Source organism: Prochlorococcus sp. MIT 1011 (genome assembly GCF_047305235.1).
GTDB lineage: Bacteria > Cyanobacteriota > Cyanobacteriia > PCC-6307 > Cyanobiaceae > Prochlorococcus_B.
Genome location: NZ_CP138983.1, coordinates 1,499,542 through 1,518,721, shown reverse-complemented (window position 1 = coordinate 1,518,721; position 19,180 = coordinate 1,499,542). Strand labels below are relative to the sequence as shown.

General features: G+C 39.3%; 20 protein-coding genes, 2 tRNA genes and 3 rRNA genes. 17 read left to right on the top strand and 8 right to left on the bottom strand.

Going from position 1 to position 19,180, the window contains the following annotated elements; all coding sequences use genetic code 11:
• Positions 1-15: 15 nt before the first annotated feature.
• The gene (gene ctpZ / locus SIB75_RS09115) at positions 16-1,314 is read right to left on the bottom strand and encodes a carboxyl-terminal processing protease CtpZ (protein WP_413682970.1); all 1,299 of its coding nucleotides are present in this window, start codon (positions 1,312-1,314) and stop codon (positions 16-18) included.
• A 69-nt stretch (positions 1,315-1,383) separates the two neighbouring features.
• On the opposite strand from ctpZ, the gene petB reads away from it, so the two are divergent.
• Positions 1,384-2,040 carry a cytochrome b6 gene (gene petB / locus SIB75_RS09110; RefSeq protein ID WP_413389834.1) on the top strand — a complete coding sequence of 219 codons (657 nt, stop codon included), beginning with the start codon at positions 1,384-1,386 and terminating at the stop codon, positions 2,038-2,040.
• A 47-nt stretch (positions 2,041-2,087) separates the two neighbouring features.
• Positions 2,088-2,570 carry a cytochrome b6-f complex subunit IV gene (gene petD / locus SIB75_RS09105; RefSeq protein ID WP_413682969.1) on the top strand — a complete coding sequence of 161 codons (483 nt, stop codon included), beginning with the start codon at positions 2,088-2,090 and terminating at the stop codon, positions 2,568-2,570.
• Here the strand turns inward: petD and SIB75_RS09100 are convergent.
• Positions 2,567-4,018, bottom strand: a complete 1,452-nt coding sequence (locus SIB75_RS09100) for a glycoside hydrolase 100 family protein (protein WP_413682968.1) — start codon at positions 4,016-4,018, stop codon at positions 2,567-2,569. The two genes, petD and SIB75_RS09100, sit on opposite strands and share 4 nt — an antisense overlap.
• 643 nt (positions 4,019-4,661) lie before the next feature.
• On the opposite strand from SIB75_RS09100, the gene SIB75_RS09095 reads away from it, so the two are divergent.
• The 5 genes from SIB75_RS09095 (at position 4,662) to rrf (ending at position 9,857) form a co-directional block, all read left to right on the top strand.
• Positions 4,662-6,146, top strand: a 16S ribosomal RNA gene (locus SIB75_RS09095).
• 166 nt (positions 6,147-6,312) lie between these two features.
• Positions 6,313-6,386: transfer RNA gene (locus SIB75_RS09090), tRNA-Ile, on the top strand.
• A 9-nt stretch (positions 6,387-6,395) separates the two neighbouring features.
• Positions 6,396-6,468 (top strand) — tRNA-Ala (locus SIB75_RS09085).
• A 306-nt stretch (positions 6,469-6,774) separates the two neighbouring features.
• A 23S ribosomal RNA gene (locus tag SIB75_RS09080) occupies positions 6,775-9,650 on the top strand.
• Positions 9,651-9,740: 90 nt separating this feature from the next.
• A 5S ribosomal RNA gene (gene rrf / locus SIB75_RS09075) occupies positions 9,741-9,857 on the top strand.
• Together the 16S, 23S and 5S rRNA genes with 2 tRNA genes alongside form the textbook arrangement of a ribosomal RNA operon.
• A 46-nt stretch (positions 9,858-9,903) precedes the next feature.
• On the opposite strand, the gene SIB75_RS09070 is transcribed toward rrf, so the two are convergent.
• Positions 9,904-10,752: a DNA-formamidopyrimidine glycosylase gene (locus tag SIB75_RS09070; RefSeq protein ID WP_413682966.1), complete on the bottom strand. Its 849-nt coding sequence runs from the start codon at positions 10,750-10,752 to the stop codon at positions 9,904-9,906.
• 14 nt (positions 10,753-10,766) lie between these two features.
• Positions 10,767-10,985, bottom strand: coding sequence for a photosystem I reaction center subunit IV (locus SIB75_RS09065; protein ID WP_413389839.1), 219 nt, complete (start codon positions 10,983-10,985; stop codon positions 10,767-10,769).
• Between the two features lie 203 nt (positions 10,986-11,188).
• Between SIB75_RS09065 and SIB75_RS09060 the strand changes: the two genes are divergently transcribed.
• Entirely contained in the window at positions 11,189-12,238 is a 1,050-nt protein-coding gene (locus tag SIB75_RS09060) for a hypothetical protein (RefSeq protein WP_413682964.1), read from the top strand.
• 1 nt (position 12,239) lies between these two features.
• On the opposite strand, the gene SIB75_RS09055 is transcribed toward SIB75_RS09060, so the two are convergent.
• Complete coding sequence (locus SIB75_RS09055) at positions 12,240-13,100, bottom strand: LysM peptidoglycan-binding domain-containing protein (protein ID WP_413682963.1); 861 nt, start codon at positions 13,098-13,100, stop codon at positions 12,240-12,242.
• A 45-nt stretch (positions 13,101-13,145) separates the two neighbouring features.
• Entirely contained in the window at positions 13,146-14,525 is a 1,380-nt protein-coding gene (locus tag SIB75_RS09050) for an aldehyde dehydrogenase family protein (RefSeq protein WP_413682962.1), read from the bottom strand.
• 213 nt (positions 14,526-14,738) lie between these two features.
• Between SIB75_RS09050 and SIB75_RS09045 the strand changes: the two genes are divergently transcribed.
• Both SIB75_RS09045 and SIB75_RS09040 read left to right on the top strand, forming a co-directional pair.
• The gene (locus SIB75_RS09045; RefSeq protein WP_413682961.1) at positions 14,739-15,062 is read left to right on the top strand and encodes a hypothetical protein; all 324 of its coding nucleotides are present in this window, start codon (positions 14,739-14,741) and stop codon (positions 15,060-15,062) included.
• A gap of 78 nt (positions 15,063-15,140) precedes the next feature.
• Positions 15,141-15,890 (top strand): TVP38/TMEM64 family protein, encoded by a 750-nt coding sequence (locus tag SIB75_RS09040; protein WP_413682960.1) that lies wholly within the window; start codon positions 15,141-15,143, stop codon positions 15,888-15,890.
• Positions 15,891-15,954: 64 nt separating this feature from the next.
• Here the strand turns inward: SIB75_RS09040 and SIB75_RS09035 are convergent, their stop codons facing one another.
• The gene (locus tag SIB75_RS09035; protein ID WP_413682959.1) at positions 15,955-16,116 is read right to left on the bottom strand and encodes a DUF4278 domain-containing protein; all 162 of its coding nucleotides are present in this window, start codon (positions 16,114-16,116) and stop codon (positions 15,955-15,957) included.
• Between the two features lie 263 nt (positions 16,117-16,379).
• Between SIB75_RS09035 and SIB75_RS09030 the strand changes: the two genes are divergently transcribed.
• Both SIB75_RS09030 and SIB75_RS09025 read left to right on the top strand, forming a co-directional pair.
• On the top strand, positions 16,380-16,550 hold the full coding sequence (locus tag SIB75_RS09030; RefSeq protein WP_413682958.1) for a hypothetical protein: 171 nt from the start codon (positions 16,380-16,382) through the stop codon (positions 16,548-16,550).
• A gap of 200 nt (positions 16,551-16,750) precedes the next feature.
• Positions 16,751-16,951, top strand: a complete 201-nt coding sequence (locus SIB75_RS09025; RefSeq protein ID WP_413682957.1) for a hypothetical protein — start codon at positions 16,751-16,753, stop codon at positions 16,949-16,951.
• A 688-nt stretch (positions 16,952-17,639) separates the two neighbouring features.
• Here the strand turns inward: SIB75_RS09025 and SIB75_RS09020 are convergent.
• Positions 17,640-17,921 carry a hypothetical protein gene (locus SIB75_RS09020; RefSeq protein ID WP_413682956.1) on the bottom strand — a complete coding sequence of 94 codons (282 nt, stop codon included), beginning with the start codon at positions 17,919-17,921 and terminating at the stop codon, positions 17,640-17,642.
• A gap of 259 nt (positions 17,922-18,180) precedes the next feature.
• Here SIB75_RS09020 and SIB75_RS09015 point away from each other — a divergent pair, with 259 nt between their 5' ends.
• The 5 genes from SIB75_RS09015 to SIB75_RS08995 are packed head-to-tail and all read left to right on the top strand — an operon-like array spanning position 18,181 to position 18,958.
• Complete coding sequence (locus SIB75_RS09015; RefSeq protein ID WP_413682954.1) at positions 18,181-18,396, top strand: high light inducible protein; 216 nt, start codon at positions 18,181-18,183, stop codon at positions 18,394-18,396.
• Positions 18,397-18,430: 34 nt separating this feature from the next.
• Complete coding sequence (locus SIB75_RS09010; RefSeq protein ID WP_011294968.1) at positions 18,431-18,550, top strand: high light inducible protein; 120 nt, start codon at positions 18,431-18,433, stop codon at positions 18,548-18,550.
• Entirely contained in the window at positions 18,550-18,696 is a 147-nt protein-coding gene (locus SIB75_RS09005; RefSeq protein ID WP_011294648.1) for a high light inducible protein, read from the top strand. The genes SIB75_RS09010 and SIB75_RS09005 overlap by 1 nt, the downstream gene beginning before the upstream one ends.
• Positions 18,696-18,839: a high light inducible protein gene (locus SIB75_RS09000; RefSeq protein ID WP_413682952.1), complete on the top strand. Its 144-nt coding sequence runs from the start codon at positions 18,696-18,698 to the stop codon at positions 18,837-18,839. The genes SIB75_RS09005 and SIB75_RS09000 overlap by 1 nt, the downstream gene beginning before the upstream one ends.
• Positions 18,839-18,958, top strand: a complete 120-nt coding sequence (locus SIB75_RS08995; RefSeq protein WP_413682951.1) for a chlorophyll a/b-binding protein — start codon at positions 18,839-18,841, stop codon at positions 18,956-18,958. Before SIB75_RS09000 ends, SIB75_RS08995 begins: the two co-directional genes overlap by 1 nt.
• Positions 18,959-19,180 lie beyond the last annotated feature (222 nt).

The window sequence follows — 19,180 nt, the reverse complement described above, 5'->3', positions numbered from 1 at the left end:
GACTTAATCAATTTCTTAGCTAATTAATTCTTCTTCTTTTTCTTGACTTTCTTTTAATAGCTTTTCTGATACTTTTTCTTTGTCCAAAGTGGCTTGCATGATTAGCTCTGCATCTAAAAGCCATCTGTCTTCATCAGAACCTGGATTCAGTGGCTCTGGCATCTCTAAGAGACGATCAGGATCTATTCCAAGATTCTGTATGTCTCTTCCGCTTGGAGTTAAATAGCTAGCTACCGTTACCGCTAACCCACTGCCATCACTTAGGTTGGTCAAAGATTGTATTAGGCCTTTCCCAAAAGTTTTAGTACCTATAAGCTCAGATCTTTGATTGTCTTGTAGAGCACCAGCAAGAATTTCACTGGCGCTTGCTGTACCTTCATTGACCAGCGTAACCATAGGTCCATCATAAAGAGTTTCTACCCCAGAGCTGATCGGATCATTTATGGAATCTCGTTTCTTTGTTTCAACAATCGGCATGTCGCTGAGGAAATCGTCGGCAACGGCGAGTCCTGAACTCACAAGACCTCCAGAGTTGTTCCTTAGGTCCAAAATCAGTCCATCTATTTCTTTCTCAGATAGCTCTTCCAATGCTTCCTTGACTTGCTCAGGGACGCCCTCACTAAATTGTGTAATTCTTAAGTAGCCAAACGTCTGAGATTCATTTCTTATCCTTTTAGTTCTGACTGGTCTTAAATCAACACTTCTTCTTTCTAAAGAAATTTCTTTGATTTCATTGTTAGGTAGCTCTAATTCAACAATTACTTGCGTTCCGGTTTCCCCTCTCAACTTTGCAGCAGTTGCTTCAAGTCCTAATTGTTTCGGAGATTGTCCATTGACTTTTTTTAAAATTGTTCCACTTGTAATACCTGCATCCGAGGAAGGAGAGCCTTCAAGAGGAGAAATTACAACTATTTCTCCATCCTCTTTCCTAGCTCCCAACTGAAGGCCAACTCCATTGATTTCACTACCTATGTTGCTTTTTTTCATCGCTTCATAATCATCTGGTCTCAATAGGCGAGTATAAGGATCACCAATTGGAAGAAGCATTGCTTCAATAGCTGAATAGGCTTGTTGAGAATTGTTTATTGGTTTTTCAAGCGCTTTTTGACGAAGTTTTTTCCATTGAATTTCATCAAATTTCTTCGGGGCTAGATAAGCTTCGTTTACTAGATTCCAGGCCTCAATTACCAGTAATTGGCCATCGTTGAGAGCAAAAGCAGGTTGAGTTAAAACTTGAAATAAAATCCCTAAGCTAGTTAAAACTGCAAAAAATCTTTGCAGTAGCTTGGTTAAAGATTTAACAGATGAAAGCATTGGATTGATCTTTTGCGGCGACCAAGGGGCACATCGAGTAAGATATTGGAAAGTACAGTGCATAAGTGGATGGCGAACTCTTCACCGGTTTATGACTGGTTCCAGGAACGTCTTGAGATACAGGACATAGCTGATGACGTCACTTCAAAATACGTTCCTCCACATGTCAACATTTTTTATTGTCTTGGTGGAATAACACTCGTTTGTTTTTTGATTCAATTCGCGACTGGATTCGCGATGACTTTTTATTACAAACCTACAGTAACTGAAGCTTATAGCTCAGTCAGTTATCTGATGACAGACGTGAGCTTTGGTTGGTTGATTAGATCAGTCCATAGATGGAGTGCCTCGATGATGGTACTCATGCTTATTTTGCATGTTTTTCGGGTTTACTTAACTGGAGGATTTAAAAGGCCTAGGGAATTGACATGGATAACTGGTGTGGTTATGGCAGTTATAACAGTTGCTTTTGGAGTAACAGGTTATTCATTGCCTTGGGATCAAGTAGGTTATTGGGCAGTTAAAATTGTTTCCGGTGTTCCAGCTGCTATTCCAGTTATTGGTGACTTTATGGTCGAACTGCTTAGAGGTGGTGAGAGTGTTGGACAGACAACTTTAACAAGGTTTTATAGTCTTCATACTTTTGTAATGCCATGGCTACTAGCAGTGTTCATGCTCATGCACTTCCTAATGATTAGAAAACAAGGAATCTCTGGTCCCCTATAATTTGTAATTATTTGTTCAATAAAATCTTTCAAAAATTTTCTTAAAACATGTCTACTCTTAAGAAACCAGATTTATCTGATACCAAGCTAAGAGCAAAACTAGCTAAAGGTATGGGTCATAATTATTACGGAGAACCAGCATGGCCAAATGACCTTTTATATATTTTCCCCGTAGTAATTCTTGGGACAATTGCTTGTGTTGTTGGCTTGGCAGTTTTAGATCCTGCATTTCTTGGAGACAAAGCAAATCCTTTTGCAACACCATTAGAAATTCTTCCTGAATGGTATTTGTATCCTGTTTTTCAGATTTTACGCGTAGTACCTAATAAGTTGCTTGGTATTGCTCTTCAGACTTTAATTCCTCTAGGCTTGATGATTCTTCCATTCATTGAAAATATAAATAAATTTGCTAATCCTTTCAGAAGACCCGTTGCAATGTCTTTATTTTTATTTGGAACAGTTTTGACTATGTATCTAGGGATAGGAGCATGTCTACCTATTGATAAATCTTTAACTCTAGGTTTGTTCTAGAATTTTTCTTCTAAATCGAGCATCAAAACATCATCGGGCTCAGCTCTCAACAAATGATGCAATAACAAGAAACCAACAATAGTCCAGGTTTGATAAGTTCTAGATTGTTGGCCTACCCATGTACCAGTTGGTCCGTCAAAATATTCTGCCCATTTTTGTCTTGGAAGTTGATTCAATTGACTCCAATAACATTCTTCAATAAGAGCCCTCATTTGTCCCATTAGTAAAACATCAGCTTTTGGGTAGCGTTTTTCGTGAATCAATATAGAAGCACCAAAAAACCATAAAAGGCTTGGCCAGTGCCCCCCATTGTGATAACTCCATGGCCAATTTTTGGGGTCTGAGCCTGTTTTGTTTTGCCATTCTTCAATATCCATTGGTGGATGACAAATTCTCATTGGCATTTGTGCCATTAGGTGTTCACGGTTATGTAGAACCAGACGAAATAATGCTCTCTGCTGGGGTGCTGTTAAAACCCCAAACATGCATGCTAAGGAATTTCCTAAACTGTAAAAACGAAAATCTGGCCTACCAGTTCTTATATTTCCAATTAGATATCCACCCCTATTCTCAAGCCAATCTTGAAGCCAGGAAGGTACTACTTGGGGCTGGACATTGAACTCATTTTGATGTTGATCCTCACCGTATTGCTCCGTAGGTCTTCTCCTAAGAACTTGCATTGTTTTGCTTGTGACCCAATAGTGCTTAAGAAGAAATTGCCGAAGATCATGCACCCACTGACGAGTTAAAACAAGTCTCTGATCAAGTAATCGACTTTTTTGATGTTTTCTGCTTAGTTCCATTAATTGTATGCAGCTTTTTAGACATGCATGCAACAAAACCTCTACTTCAAGAGGAGCCCCCCAAACATCCATAGGTCGATCGATCATAAATGAACAATCTGGTACGAATAAAACTGGATTCCCCTCAAAAGTTGGATGCAAAACCAAATCAAGAAGTAGTTGGACACCTCGTTGAACTTGCTGACTTGTACCAAAACTTTGATCACCACTTTTTCTTACATAAAGCCAACAAAGTACTGGCCACCAAAGGCTCGCATCAGCAGAGGTTATTCTTCCTATAGATCTCTGACCATAATCTGCTATTAGTTTTCCTTTCTCTTCTACAAAACTTGTTGGGAAAACACCTCGAGTTTGATAAGTAGTGCTTTGCAAATTCAGACTTACTGTCAAGAATTTCTTAACTATGTCAAATCGCTTTTGAGTTAGTAGATAAATCATTACTGGGACGTTGTCCCTTAAAAAGATCTCTCCATAATTAAGAGCATCATTTTTTGTTGGATGCTCTAAGGCCGCGACACTTCCTGCGATATCTCCAGAAATTTCAATCAGAGTTTTTTCAAAATGTTCTTTAGCTCTTGCAACAACTTTGTCTTCATTCGAGTTGGGACGAACCCTTTGGTGCTGTTGGCTAAAACGTGCGGGCATTAAGATAATCTGTTGCCATCGCTAAAAGCTAGTTATGGCTTACTCCTTTTATATTAATAGTAAGAGGTAAAACATTTCATTTGCAACTTTGTTGCAAGTAAGTACTCCGAGGGTCTACAATATTTTTCTGCGCAAAAGTGAATCTGGAGCGTACTCAGTTAGCGAAAATCACGAAAGTTTTTTAGTTAAGTGGGAGTTTTACAACATTCGAAGACTAAACCCTTTGGTGCTGTAAGCTGAAAAACGGTCGAAAGATCGAAAATGTTCTTGGCTTTTTAGTCAAAAACATCGCACCTAGACAACTTAAAAGTTTAGGAACTGATGCTTTTATCGCGTCTGGTTCATTTTTGAATCGGATGTAATGCGATAAAGGTGTGAGGTCCCGTCAAAAAGAAATTAGTTGCATGATTTTGTCACTATTTCGAATTGGAGTTTCACGGCTCTAATTCGATTTTCGGTGTTTCAGAGTTAGAGCAACGACGGATCTGAGATCCGGGAAAGTCACGAAGATAAAACTAAGTGCACTCTTTAGAACCCTTGTGAAAATAAGGTGGCAACAATCACAATCAGTACGCCAGTGCTGTTATTAGTGGGAGAAGCAAATCAGACTGAGTAGAATTAATTTTTACAATAGGGCCTGACTACAACGGAGAGTTTGATCCTGGCTCAGGATGAACGCTGGCGGCGTGCTTAACACATGCAAGTCGAACGAACCTTCGGGTTAGTGGCGGACGGGTGAGTAACGCGTGGGAATCTGCCCTCAGGAGGGGGATAACGGTTGGAAACGACCGCTAATACCCCATATGCCGAGAGGTGAAATGAATTTCGCCTGAGGATGAGCCCGCGTCTGATTAGCTTGTTGGTGAGGTAATGGCTCACCAAGGCATCGATCAGTAGCTGGTCTGAGAGGATGATCAGCCACACTGGGACTGAGACACGGCCCAGACTCCTACGGGAGGCAGCAGTGGGGAATTTTCCGCAATGGGCGAAAGCCTGACGGAGCAACGCCGCGTGAGGGACGAAGGCCTCTGGGCTGTAAACCTCTTTTCTCAAGGAAGAAGATATGACGGTACTTGAGGAATAAGCCACGGCTAATTCCGTGCCAGCAGCCGCGGTAATACGGGAGTGGCAAGCGTTATCCGGAATTATTGGGCGTAAAGCGTCCGCAGGCGGCCTTTCAAGTCTGCTGTTAAAGCGTGGAGCTTAACTCCATCATGGCAGTGGAAACTGATCGGCTTGAGTATGGTAGGGGCAGAGGGAATTCCCGGTGTAGCGGTGAAATGCGTAGATATCGGGAAGAACACCAGTGGCGAAGGCGCTCTGCTGGGCCATTACTGACGCTCATGGACGAAAGCCAGGGGAGCGAAAGGGATTAGATACCCCTGTAGTCCTGGCCGTAAACGATGAACACTAGGTGTCGGGGGAATCGACCCCTTCGGTGTCGTAGCTAACGCGTTAAGTGTTCCGCCTGGGGAGTACGCACGCAAGTGTGAAACTCAAAGGAATTGACGGGGGCCCGCACAAGCGGTGGAGTATGTGGTTTAATTCGATGCAACGCGAAGAACCTTACCAGGGCTTGACATCCTGCGAACCTTTAAGAAATTAGAGGGTGCCTTCGGGAACGCAGTGACAGGTGGTGCATGGCTGTCGTCAGCTCGTGTCGTGAGATGTTGGGTTAAGTCCCGCAACGAGCGCAACCCACGTTTTTAGTTGCCAGCATTTAGTTGGGCACTCTAGAAAGACCGCCGGTGATAAACCGGAGGAAGGTGTGGATGACGTCAAGTCATCATGCCCCTTACGTCCTGGGCTACACACGTACTACAATGCTACGGACAAAGGGCAGCAAACTCGCGAGAGCTAGCAAATCCCATAAACCGTGGCTCAGTTCAGATCGTAGGCTGCAACTCGCCTACGTGAAGTAGGAATCGCTAGTAATCGCAGGTCAGCATACTGCGGTGAATACGTTCCCGGGCCTTGTACACACCGCCCGTCACACCATGGAAGTTGGCCACGCCCGAAGTCGTTACTTTAACCCTTGTGGAGAAGGACGCCGAAGGTGGGGCTGATGACTGGGGTGAAGTCGTAACAAGGTAGCCGTACCGGAAGGTGCGGCTGGATCACCTCCTAACAGGGAGACAATTAATTGATTGTGATGTCTAAGTCATTTATTCTTAGGCCGCAATCCTGTCACCTTAAGGTCGATCGGTACCTCAGATTTTAGAATTAATTTTATAATTAATCCTTTAATTTCAGTTCCTAAACTTGTCTAGGTCACACCCAACAAGGTTTCTCCTGGGCCATTAGCTCAGGTGGTTAGAGCGCACCCCTGATAAGGGTGAGGTCCCTGGTTCAAGTCCAGGATGGCCCATTCGTTGTTGGGGGTATAGCTCAGTTGGTAGAGCGCCTGCTTTGCAAGCAGGATGTCAGCGGTTCGAGTCCGCTTACCTCCACTGAAATCCACCCTGGTAACTAAATTCCGGAGAAAATTTTGTAGATGTGACTTAGAATAGTCTATTGAAAAGACCCTAGCTTCTTATCATCTTTTTGGAGTTGATAATATGCTGGGCTCACATGGATTTATCCATGAGAATTCAGTAGAACCTTGAAAACTGCATAGATTAGAAAGAATAAAGCATCTCATGGATGCATAATTCTTGTTTGATTTTTTAGCTTAATAACTAACTAGTCAAATATAAGAATTCATGTTTAATTCTTGAGTAAAAGCCGAGCACAATTGATTTTGTGATTGTATTTAAGGTCAAGCTACAAAGGGCTCATGGTGGATACCTTGGCACACAGAGGCGATGAAGGACGTGGTTACCTGCGATATGTCTCGGGGAGCTGGATACACGCTTTGATCCGGGAATTTCCGAATGGGGCAACCCTTAGAACGGCCAGCTGAATATATAGGCTGGCACGAGCCAACCCAGCGAACTGAAACATCTTAGTAGCTGGAGGAAAGGAAAGTAAATAACGACTCCCTAAGTAGCGGCGAGCGAACGGGGAATAGCCCAAACCGATAGTTTCGACTATCGGGGTTGTGGGACAGAAACGTGGACTAACAAACCTAGAAGAAGCGCTTGAATGGCGCGCCACAGAGGGTGAAAGCCCCGTAATCGAAAGGAGAGTTAGCCTATCTGTATCCCGAGTAGCACGGAGCACGTGGAATTCCGTGTGAATCTACGAGGACCACCTCGTAAGGCTAAGTACTCCTGTGTGACCGATAGTGAAACAGTACCGTGAGGGAAAGGTGAAAAGAACCCCGGGAGGGGAGTGAAATAGAACATGAAACCATGAGCCTACAAGCAATGGGAGCCCGACTTATCGGGTGACCGTGTGCCTGTTGAAGAATGAGCCGGCGACTTATAGGCACTGGCGGGTTAAACCGAGAATGGTGGAGCCATAGCGAAAGCGAGTCTGAATAGGGCGTTTTGTCAGTGTTTATAGACCCGAACCCTGGTGATCTAACCATGGCCAGGATGAAGCTTGGGTGATACCAAGTGGAGGTCCCAACCGACTGACGTTGAAAAGTCACCGGATGAGCTGTGGTTAGGGGTGAAATGCCAATCGAACCAGGAGCTAGCTGGTTCTCCCCGAAATACGTTGAGGCGTAGCGTCTAGTGCTCCAGCAGGGGGGTAAAGCGACCATTTCGGTGCGGGCTGCGAGAGCGGTACCAAATCGTGATGAACTCTGAATACCCTGTGTGTAACTAGGCAGTCAGACTGTGGGGGATAAGCTCCATAGTCGAAAGGGAAACAGCCCAGACCGCCAGCTAAGGTCCCAAAATCAACACTAAGTGATAAAGGAGGTGGGATTGCCCAGACAACCAGGAGGTTTGCTTAGAAGCAGCCATCCTCAAAGGAGTGCGTAATAGCCCACTGGTCGAGCGATCCTGCGCCGAAAATGAACGGGGCTAAGTGTTGTACCGAAGCTGCGGATTTATTTATAAATGGTAGGGGAGCGTTCTATGTGGGGTGAAGCGTTAGCGTAAGCGGGCGTGGACTGCATAGAAGTGAGAATGTCGGCTTGAGTAGCGAAAACATGGGTGAGAATCCCATGCCCCGAAACCCTAAGGGTTCCTCCGGCAGGCTCGTCCGCGGAGGGTTAGTCTGGTCCTAAGGTCAGGCCGAAAGGCGTAGTCGATGGATAACAGGTCAACATTCCTGTACCAGTTATGTTTTGGGAAGGGGGACGGAGAAGGCTAGCCAATCCAGATGTTGGTTACTGGTTCAAGCGTTCGAGGCTTTGAGGAACGGAGAAAACGTTCTGAGCTAAGGCGTGAGTACGAGCTGCTACGGCAGCGAAGTTGGTGATGTCATGCTTCCAAGAAAATCCCTATACCCGTTAAGGCATAACTGCCAGTACCCGAAACCGACACAGGTGGGGTGGTAGAGAATACCGAGGGGCGCGAGATAACTCTCTCTAAGGAACTCGGCAAAATGGTCCCGTAACTTCGGGAGAAGGGATGCCAGCGCAAGCTGGTCGCAGTGAAGAGGCCCAGGCGACTGTTTACCAAAAACACAGGTCTCCGCTAAGTCGCAAGACGATGTATGGGGGCTGACACCTGCCCAGTGCCGGAAGGTTAAGGAAGCTGGTTAGCGTAAGCGAAGCTGGTGACTGAAGCCCCGGTGAACGGCGGCCGTAACTATAACGGTCCTAAGGTAGCGAAATTCCTTGTCGGGTAAGTTCCGACCCGCACGAAAGGTGTAACGATCTGGGCGCTGTCTCGGAGAGAGGCTCGGCGAAATAGAATTGTCTGTGAAGATGCGGACTACATACACCCGGACAGAAAGACCCTATGAAGCTTTACTGCAGGTTGGTATTGTTCTCGGGCTCTGAATGCGCAGGATAGGTGGGAGACATTGATGTAGTGCTTTTGGGTACTACTGAGTCAACGGTGAGATACCACTCTTTCAGAGCTAGAGATCTAACGTTTACCCGTTATCCGGGAAGCGGACAGTATCTGCTGGGCAGTTTGACTGGGGCGGTCGCCTCCTAAAAGGTAACGGAGGCGCACAAAGGTTTCCTCAGGCTGGTTGGAAATCAGTCGTCGAGTGCAAAAGCAGAAGGAAGCTTGACTGTGAGACCTACAAGTCGAACAGGGACGAAAGTCGGTTTTAGTGATCCGACGGTTCTGAGTGGAAGGGCCGTCGCTCAACGGATAAAAGTTACTCTAGGGATAACAGGCTGATCTCCCCCAAGAGTTCACATCGACGGGGAGGTTTGGCACCTCGATGTCGGCTCATCGCAACCTGGGGCTGAAGTCGGTCCCAAGGGTTGGGCTGTTCGCCCATTAAAGCGGTACGCGAGCTGGGTTCAGAACGTCGTGAGACAGTTCGGTCCATATCCGGTGTATGCGCAGGAATATTGAGAGGATTTCTCCCTAGTACGAGAGGACCGGGAGGAACGCACCTCTGGTGTACCAGTTATCGTGCCAACGGTAAACGCTGGGTAGCCATGTGCGGAGTGGATAACCGCTGAAAGCATCTAAGTGGGAAGCCCACCTCAAGATGAGTATTCCCATGGTTTAAACCAGTAAGATCACGGGAAGAACACCCGTTGATAGGCTCTACGTGGAAGTCTGGTAACAGATGCAGCGGAGGAGTACTAATAGATCGAGGGCTTGACCTTCTTTTGCTTTTATTCAAATTATTGCTTTATTCTTTCAGATTATTTTTAATAATATCTATGCAGTTTTCAGGGTTCTATATACAACACTATCCTGGTGTTCATGGCGATGTGGAACCACTCCGATCCATCTCGAACTCGGTTGTGAAACGCATCAGCGGCGACGATATTTGGGGGGTAGCCCCCTGAGAAAATAGCTCAATGCCAGGTAAAATTTTAAAAAGGGGTCCTTATGGATCCCTTTTTTGATGGTTGATTATTTTTGGCAATTTGGACACCAGTGCGTGCTCCTGCCACATAGCTTTTCTCGCAATATCTTCTCTCCGCATCTTTTACAACTTTTACCACCTCTTCTATACACCCAGGCTTGTCCACCATAATTTCCATTAACCCCCTCTAAATCTCTGAAATCACTAAAAGTAGTTCCTCCTTCTCCGATACTTATATTTAAAATTTTGACAAGACTATTACAAAGTCTTTTTAATTCAGGGCTTTTTAAATTTCTACTTTCAGTTTTTGGATTAATACCTGCATCAAATAATGATTCATCTGCATATATATTTCCAACACCAGCAACAGTTTCTTGATCTAATAATGCAGATTTAATTGAACGAGTTTTTTTCTTAAAATATTCTTCTAAATAACAACTATTAAAATCAGCACTAAATGGCTCTGGGCCTAATCTTTTAATTCCAGATACAATCTCTTCTACCGATTGCGTCGATGGTACATGCCACATTTGTCCGAAATTTCTAATATCTACAAAACGAAGTTCTCTTCCGCTTTTTTCTAAAAACCTCACTCTTGTATGTGAGCATGGTTCTATTTGTTTTTCAACTAATTTGAATTGCCCTGTCATTCTCAGATGAACAACTAAATAACCATTTCTAAGCTTGTTTTTTGAAATTAGAGATCCTATTAAATATTTCCCTCTTCTTTCCCAACCACCAAAATAATTATTTTTAATATTACAAATAAAACTTTTCGATCCACCAATACTTGCAATTGACCGATCTTTCAACACTTCTATCTTTTCGATATAAAAATTATTTAGAAGCTTTTCAAGTCCCTTTCTAACTGTCTCAACTTCGGGTAATTCTGGCAAAAGTAATAATACTGCTAACTTGCAGCAGCTTCCAATTCCTTCGCTGAAAATTGGCTGGTATTGGCACCACCATCAACTCCGCTAAAAGCTTTGAAATCACATTTTTCGAATTTGACTGTTACTGGGTACCTCATAGCTGGAGATTTATCTATAGAGACAATTTCTCCAATTTGATTAAACCAGTATGATTCTTGACGCAAGATGCGAACCTTGTCTTTTCGTGCAAAGCTCATCTGACTTCCCTAAATAATTTTAATATTACTATTATCTACCAGAATAGGAGAAATTTGTATATGTGTCACAGACTGTCGCTGGTATTTTGAAGGAGTAGACCCTTTTGAAAATTTTTTACTGCAGATAAAAATAATTCAGATTGATTTTTGGACGAATTTTCAATTAACTTTGAAATATTGAACTTTTAACGATTTTATTTTTTGTGATATCTCAGCCATCTTTAGACCCCACTTCTCTTACTTTTGATTTACCTGATCCTGAGCAAGATGATTTAAGTAATATTGATTTCATTCAGAGATTAGAGAATGCATGGTCAATATGCGAGCAGTTTGATTTGCAAACCGAAATTTGGCGAGGAAGGATTTTACGTGTTGTAAGAGATAGAGAAAAGCGAGGTGGGGATGGAAGAGGTACTGGTTTTTTGCAGTGGTTAAGGGAGATGGAAATTAGTAAAAGCAAAGCATATTCCCTTATTCAATTAGCTGATTCCTCGGATAATCTTGTGGCTGATGGGATTCTTGAAGAAACAAGTGTAAACAATTTTTCAAAGAGAGCTTTTATTGAAACGGCGCAAGCTGAACCTGAGATTCAACATATGATTTCTGAAGCTGCGAATGAAGGGAAGGACATAACGAGAAGACAAGTAAAGAGCTTAACTGATGAATTTGTGGCCGCAACCAGCTCTCTTTTGCCTGTTGAAATCAGAGAAAAAACGCAATCAAATTTATTACCAGCCAAGTTTGTTGCTCCATTGGTAAGAGAATTATCTAAGTTATCGCCTACTCAGCAAGAAGAGATATGCGAAACATTACGAGAAAATCCTGAAATTGATTCAGTAAAAGATATGACGAATACTGCTAAATGGATCGGCAAGTCTTTAGATGCTTCTCTATCATTAAGAGCTTTTCAAAATAAGGATTTAAATTTAGATAAAGCCACTCAAGAAGCTCTCAGGTTGGATTCTTTAGGGATACTTTCAGATGCTTTTGGACAGGCCAAGACCATAGAGAGTTCCATTTTAAGATTTCATTCTGCTTGGAAAAGATTAGAAGGTTTGCAAGAGAGACTATGGGTAGAGTCTGGAAGTAGCACACCTTATTTAAGAGAGCTTTTAGACACGCTTCAAACTCTTACTGGCTCAACTATTAGAGTTTCTCTTGGAGAACTTTCTGGGGGTAAAAGGTTGAGGCTGCAACTTGTTGAGGAAGATTCTGAAAGATTGGAACCTCCATCTCTTGAAATGAATAGATAATTTAAATTTTAAAATCTTGATCACAAAAATCATTAATCAATTTAAATTCAAAATCGTTGTCAGGGAAATACCAGTTTGTCCAGTAAGAGTTGTTTAATGTATTGTTTAATGCTCTCTTTTTACAGTTAAGAGCTAAATAGAAAGATTTATTTTTTTTTGTTTTTGCTTGAGCAATATAGTTTCCATCAAGATATGTCCAATCTGACCAATTGATCATTAATGAACCATATTTTAGCCATTTAGAAGGTTTACTTTCTCTTATTTTTAATTTTATATTAGGATTGATTTTTACAGTATTATTTAAGTTGTTCAAAATATTAATTTCTTCTTTGGTGATTTTGTGAATCTCTGAAATAATTGAAAGATCTTCTGATTTAGATGTTTGATGATAAAAAACTTTTTTACTTGCTAACTTAATATTATTTTTAATAATTACTTCCTTATTGATTGCACTCTTTGGAAGTAAAATAATCTGACCAAGCTCTAGGAAAGAATTAGTTCCTAGATTATTTAAATCAATAATATCTTGTAAATTTACGTTGTAAATTCTAGCAATTTTATAAAGAGTATCTCCTTCAACAACTTTATAAATAGTATTATCATTCTTAAAATCTTTGTCTTTGTTTCTAAGAGGTATTACTATTGCCTTACCTTCTATTATTCTGGTTGCATCATTTAAATTGTTTTTATACATTAGTTCTTTTAAAGGAACTCTATATTGCTTGGATATCTTTAAAAGCGTATCACCACTCTTTGCGATGATCGTTGTTTCTGCATTAACTTTTAAAGTGAAAATTGATAAGAAAAAAATAATACTATTAAGATACAAAAGGCTAATATTTTTCTCTATCTTTTTGATCATCTCTAGTATAAACTAATAATTTATCTCATAGATAATAATTCTATATTAACCTATTAATTTATTAAGTAAAGATAAGTCTAACTTATAAGGTGGATATCTGAAATTTAGATCTAGCCAAAAAGGTCGTTTTAGGACGGATTTGAAATGAGTAAAGTTATCAAAACCTGCTTTGCCATGGTATTTCCCCATACCACTTGATCCGACGCCTCCAAATGGTAGTTCTGGTATCCCTGCTTGTAAAACGACATCATTAAAACAAACACCTCCAGAAGAGGTCATTGAAAGTATTTTCCTTTGCTCGTTGTCATTCCCTCCAAAAAGATATAGAGCAAGGGGTTTAGGTAAAAATTTAAACTCTGAAATTGCCTGGTCCAGATTTTTAATAAGCAATATAGGTAGCAATGGACCAAAAAGTTCTTCCTTCATTAGTGGATCATTTCTATTCTCGATTTTTATAAGAGTAGGGCTAATCCTTCTTTCTATTTCATTGCTTTCTCCTCCATAGATTATCTGGCCATTCTTTTTAGCTTCTTTTAGTAAGTTGTTAAGCCTATTAAATTGGTTTTGATTAATAATTTTCCCTAGATGTTTTGAATCTAGGGGATTATTTCCATAAAAATCATTAATTGAATTTTTTAAATTAGAAATTAATGAATCAAACAGTTTATGCTCAACTAGTAAATGATCTGGTGCAATACATGTTTGACCAGCGTTTAGACTTTTTCCCCATATAATTCTCTTTGCAGTTACTTCTAGGTTCGCACCATCAATAACAAGAGCAGGGCTTTTGCCTCCAAGTTCTAAAGTTACTGGAGTAAGACTTTTTGAGGCGGCTTCCATTACTTTTTTCCCTATGTTTTCTCCACCTGTAAAAAAGACGTGATCAAATTGTTGGCACATTAAATTAGCAGCAGTATTTCCATCTCCTTCAACAACTTGCGTAATCTCTGGTGGAAAATACTTTTCTATAAGAGTTTTTATTAGATTTGATACATGAGGTGCATGCTCTGAGGGCTTTAAAACAGCAGTGTTTCCAGCAGCCAAAGCTCCTACTAGAGGTTGAAGAGTAAGAGAAAAAGGATAATTCCATGGACCAATTATCAGAATGCAGCCCAATGGATCAGGCTGAATAAATGCTTGAGCAGGTCGAAGGGAGACGGGAACATTTATTTTTTTCGCCTTCATCCAGTTGGATAAATTTTTCTTAACCACTTTTATTTCTTGTTTGACAGCAATAATCTCAAAAAACGCTTCTGTTGGAGGTTTTCCTAAATCCTGATGTAAAGCATTTAATATTTCTTGCTGATGATTGTCTAATAAATTTGATAAGACCTGAAGCTGCGCCACTCTCCATTTCTTATGTCTTGTTTTGCCAGATAAAACTTGATCTTTTAATGGATTAAGGAAAAAATTTTTTAATGTCATTGATTGCTCTTACAATTTTGATCCCTTCTAACAAAATAAATCATTAATTGAGGTTAAGTTCATATGAAGATAGTCCGCGAAGTTTTTTGACTAGGTTTTCCACTTCTACATTTCAACAGCAGCAGTCCTGTTTTTCTTATGATTAATTAGACTAGCAATGAAAAATATCAAATGTAAAAAGCATCTTTTTAGCAAAAAAGAAAGAAAAGAATTTTGAGTATTATCTACGAGTTACTTTTTTTAGATGTTAGGCATAAAATATTAATCCTTAGTAGTGAAAGATTGATTAATCATTTGTTTATTATCTTTGCATTCTCTTTGGCTTTTATAGGTGTTGCCGAAGTTATGTACTGGTCATATAAGAAAGATTATCTTCGGGCGAAAGCTAAATATCTCCGAGAATTAATAGATCAAAAAAATGATTTAACTAGCATAAATGAACCTTTTTATACATGTGTATATGAGAAATGGAACTCTGGAGAAATGCCTTTGACAGAGGCTAATACACTGTGTAGCATTAAGTTCGAGCAAAATTAGTGATTTTCATAGCAATTTTAAAATAATTTCGTACTATAATTTGACGATAAATTTTGATTTTCATTGAGAAAATATTTTATGGATAATAAGTTAAGAAGTAGTAAATATTTTAGATATGTATTACTAATTTTCTTTGTTATTCTTTTATGCATTACCATTATTCTTTTTGATGTTAATATTATTAGCGATATTTTTTATAATGTTGTTAGTAGTTTAAAAGCGAATAGTTTTTTTAGTTTAATATTAATATTTTTATTATTTATATTAAGATCTATTAGTATTATAATACCAGTTTTACCTGGGACAATATTTTCTGTTGCTGCAGGCTTTCAGTTCGGTTTTGCCCGGGGTTTGGTTGTTATATTTTTAGCAGATTTTATATCTTGTTCGACATCATTTTTGTTGGCTAGAAAATTAGGTAGAAATTATATTAGTAGATTACTTGGTTCAAAACAAATGGGAAGAGTTGAAAGTATAAGTCAGGATTATCTAGAGAATAATTATTTTCTTATGACGGCTCTTTTAATGTCTGGATTCTTTGACTTTGTTTGCTACGCAATAGGACTTACAAAAATAAAATGGAAAAGGTTTATGCCTGCTCTTATTTTCAGTATAATAATTTCAGACTCCCCTTTTGTTGCTAGTGGTTTTGCAGCAAGAAAGATCAAGGATATTGGGCTAAATAATTTCTTGCAAAAAATATTAGATGGTGAATTAGGTATGATCTCAGGTAATTATCTTTTGCTATTTATAGTGTCTTTTTTAATAATTTTTACCTTAGCAATGATAAATATATATTTAAATAAAAGATCCAATATTATTAAGTAATTTTATTTTTCTGCAAAAAAAAACCCTCAAATATGAGGGTTTTTAATAGTTAAAGGATTTGTTTCTAGCTTTTGTAAGACTTACCTCGATATGTAAGTTGAACATGATGCTTTTCTGCAACTGCTTTTTGCTGGTTGTACTTTAGGCCTCTGTAGGTTAAAGACATTTTACTCTCCGAAATATGCTCAAGTCCCCGTTCCTTGGCTTGAGGCAAACTGCGGCTCATCTTTTGATGAGTTGAACGTTTTTAGTAGTTTTCTACGAAATTATTTTAAACAAAATATTTTCTTCATGGTGTTCAGCTTGTTACATAAAGCTTACTGTCTTCGATAAGTAAGGGATTTTTTGTTTTTATGTTCTTTTTTTAATAGGCCTTGGATTAATAAGATGATTAATAGCGCAAGATTTTGTAAATGAATAAGTTAAGTATTAAAGCGATACGAATAAGATCTCACTTAGAATTTGAGTATTTTTCGGGAGGAATAATGTATGACTAGAAAAAGGGACATAATCTGGACTGCAATTATTGCAACAAAGCAATGGTTCTCAAAGTTATTCAGCAGTGAAGCAGATGCGTTGGTTGATGACTTTAAAAATAATCTACCTCCTGAGATTGGAACTCAATCTTATTCAGGCGATATTCACGATAAGAGAGACTGATTATCTAAGCAAAATATTTGCATGCAAAATGTTGATAGATTTTCTTACTCTCTCTGATTTCATTGCCTGTGAATTCCATTGAACTTTTATACGTCGTAACCAATGTCGACCTATTTGAACGTAAGTAATAGAAATTTTTATTTGTTTTTTATTTCTTCTAAAATATAAATTCAATCCGTAAGAGTAACTAAGTTGTTTTTATGACAAGAACTGAACATGATCTTGAAATTTATTATGCAGTCGGGAATACCAATACTTCTAGGCAAGAGAGTGGAATTGGAGACATAATCAAAAAAATAAATTCACTTGTATTTCAATTAGTTTCAACCAGTACTGCTGTTATTGATACGACTAATCATTTTTCAAATCTTTATCTGTTTTGGGAGAAAAAATATGAGTAAAAACAAAGAAGATGTTACTGTTTTACAGGGAATGACTCTTTTGCTGCTTAAACAACTTTCATTGCCGCCTAACCTGTGTTTTCAAATAATTCTCTATCTCTCTGATCCAGTAAATTTTGTTGGGTATGAGGACTAAAAATAATAGTCTGAAATTTTTATTACCATCTATATGAAGGATCTAAAAATTGGACGGTATAAATTCCAGATGCTTCAAATAAAAAAGGTCTGAAAAAATAACAAAATAGACGAAAAAATGGACATTCGGCTTTAAAGATTTTGATCCTAGTGACTTAGACGTCTTGCCTTTTTTAAACGTTGAAGATTCCCTGGTTTTGTGCTCAAGCGTTGCTTAAAGAGCAGTTTCTGTTTCCTTTTGAGTTGTATTAATTTTAAATTATGATTTGTTTTAGGACATTTGTTACCAGTGATGGCGTTTGCTATTTAATTGGATTGTCAATCCTTTTCCAATGTTTAAGAGAATATTTCTGTTCCCTGTATATTCTTGCCATATGTATTAGAGAGAATAAATAGAACAACTCCTCATACATGGTTCTGTGCCAAAGGAGCATCCACTCAGTGAGCAGGATGCTTTTTTAGTGACTTGAATTGGTGTGTAAATTAAAAGTTGAAGTAATCATGATGTTAAGTTTAAGTGTTTTCCCCAGCTTCACTAACCACTGCTACATCTTTAATTCTTGAATTCTAAAAACTGCTTGAGAACTGTTTTGGCACTAGAAATCCATCTACCTATTCTTGATGAAGAAGTAAGAGATTTAGTTAGTAGATCAATTTGTTCTTGTCTCTCTTTGTATTTTACTTCCAGTTCTTTTTTTGCAATATCAAGGCTTTGGTTTTGAGTTGGGCAACCATTCTCTTTATCACATCTGTCGATACTTGCTTCTAATTCTTCAATATTCATAGTCCTGTACTTGCTGATAAGTATTTGTAAATCATCGGGTTCGGGACGCATGAAAAGGGATTTGTTGACGAACGAAATCTAACTCGAAAAAAACATAGCTAGGATGGGTAAACACACTCGAGTTCGGGCTATTTATACTTATGAGGGTTATCAATAGATCTAACCATTGGATCAATATCTCTCTAATGAGTTGATGTATTTAGTGTTTGAGATTAAGAGCTCTTAAGTATTAGAAGAAGCCGTACCCGACCGTATCTTCCATTTAAAAAATCCATACTTTACATTTATTCACATCAACGCAATTCCAGTAATGACAACTTCTTCCAGTACTGCTTCTTCTCAGGTAATTACTGAGTACGGCAAGCAAAACATCTTTGGCCGTGAGACACAGCCTCAGCTTGTAGAGGACTACACCAGCTATCCAGAGGAAGCAGAAAAGACCAATGGCCGTTGGGCAATGATCGGCATGATCAGCCTTTTGGTTTCATACTTCACAACAGGTCAAATCATTCCTGGAATTTTCTAAGCCAATAACTACTAATAAGTAACTACTAAAAACAATGCAACCATCTAACAAAACAATTCTAGAGAGAAGCATCGGCAGACCAGCCATGATGGCATTCGTTCTACTAACAGGTATCTACCTAACGACCGGTCAACTTATCCCAGGTGTCGTTTAATGAAAAACCAAACTACAGAAACTCCAAGAGTAGAAGAAGGTAAAGTTATTGCTGAAAGACTCAATGGCTACGCAGCATTTGTTGGATGCTGGGCACTAATCGGTGCATACCTAACAACCGGTCAAATCATTCCAGGTGTCGTGTAATGACTACTCAAAACAACAACAGAAATATTGATCCTGAAAAGGTAACTGCTGAAAGACTAAACGGCTACGCAGCATTGTTTGGATGCATCGCTCTTATTGGCGCTTATGCAACAACCGGTCAAATCATTCCAGGATTTGTCTAATGGAAAACAACTACTGGAAAACAGCTGAAATAATGAATGGCCGTTTAGCGATGATGGGCCTTCTTGCAGCTGTAGTCAATTACGGAATAACAGGCTGGATTATCCCAGGAATTGTATAGACCTAACTTTTGAATCTAATAAAAAAGCCTCTTCTCTGTCATTATGGAAGAAACTTTTTTATTCCTTTATTAAGTTAAAACTGGATATTTTTAGTCCACAATTAAGGGGGTGTGATCCATTGAAAAAATAAGTTATAATTGATACAAATACATTGAAGTACTTCATTTTGGCCATATCGCAAAAGGCTTCAAAAAAGGATTATTCGAAAGTTACGATCAACC

Bases quoted from the DNA above. Each gene is read 5' to 3' on its own strand.
- SIB75_RS09055 (WP_413682963.1), bottom strand. From the start codon at position 13,100: ATGATCAAAAAGATAGAGAAAAATATTAGCCTTTTGTATCTTAATAGT.
- SIB75_RS09010 (WP_011294968.1), top strand. From the start codon at position 18,431: ATGCAACCATCTAACAAAACAATTCTAGAGAGAAGCATCGGCAGACCA.
- petB (WP_413389834.1), top strand. From the start codon at position 1,384: ATGGCGAACTCTTCACCGGTTTATGACTGGTTCCAGGAACGTCTTGAG.
- SIB75_RS09100 (WP_413682968.1), bottom strand. From the start codon at position 4,018: ATGCCCGCACGTTTTAGCCAACAGCACCAAAGGGTTCGTCCCAACTCG.
- SIB75_RS09035 (WP_413682959.1), bottom strand. From the start codon at position 16,116: ATGAGCCGCAGTTTGCCTCAAGCCAAGGAACGGGGACTTGAGCATATT.
- SIB75_RS09005 (WP_011294648.1), top strand. From the start codon at position 18,550: ATGAAAAACCAAACTACAGAAACTCCAAGAGTAGAAGAAGGTAAAGTT.
- SIB75_RS09030 (WP_413682958.1), top strand. From the start codon at position 16,380: ATGACTAGAAAAAGGGACATAATCTGGACTGCAATTATTGCAACAAAG.
- SIB75_RS09040 (WP_413682960.1), top strand. From the start codon at position 15,141: ATGGATAATAAGTTAAGAAGTAGTAAATATTTTAGATATGTATTACTA.
- SIB75_RS09065 (WP_413389839.1), bottom strand. From the start codon at position 10,985: ATGAGCTTTGCACGAAAAGACAAGGTTCGCATCTTGCGTCAAGAATCA.
- SIB75_RS09050 (WP_413682962.1), bottom strand. From the start codon at position 14,525: ATGACATTAAAAAATTTTTTCCTTAATCCATTAAAAGATCAAGTTTTA.
- SIB75_RS09000 (WP_413682952.1), top strand. From the start codon at position 18,696: ATGACTACTCAAAACAACAACAGAAATATTGATCCTGAAAAGGTAACT.
- SIB75_RS08995 (WP_413682951.1), top strand. From the start codon at position 18,839: ATGGAAAACAACTACTGGAAAACAGCTGAAATAATGAATGGCCGTTTA.
- SIB75_RS09025 (WP_413682957.1), top strand. From the start codon at position 16,751: ATGACAAGAACTGAACATGATCTTGAAATTTATTATGCAGTCGGGAAT.
- ctpZ (WP_413682970.1), bottom strand. From the start codon at position 1,314: ATGCTTTCATCTGTTAAATCTTTAACCAAGCTACTGCAAAGATTTTTT.
- SIB75_RS09015 (WP_413682954.1), top strand. From the start codon at position 18,181: ATGACAACTTCTTCCAGTACTGCTTCTTCTCAGGTAATTACTGAGTAC.
- SIB75_RS09020 (WP_413682956.1), bottom strand. From the start codon at position 17,921: ATGCGTCCCGAACCCGATGATTTACAAATACTTATCAGCAAGTACAGG.
- petD (WP_413682969.1), top strand. From the start codon at position 2,088: ATGTCTACTCTTAAGAAACCAGATTTATCTGATACCAAGCTAAGAGCA.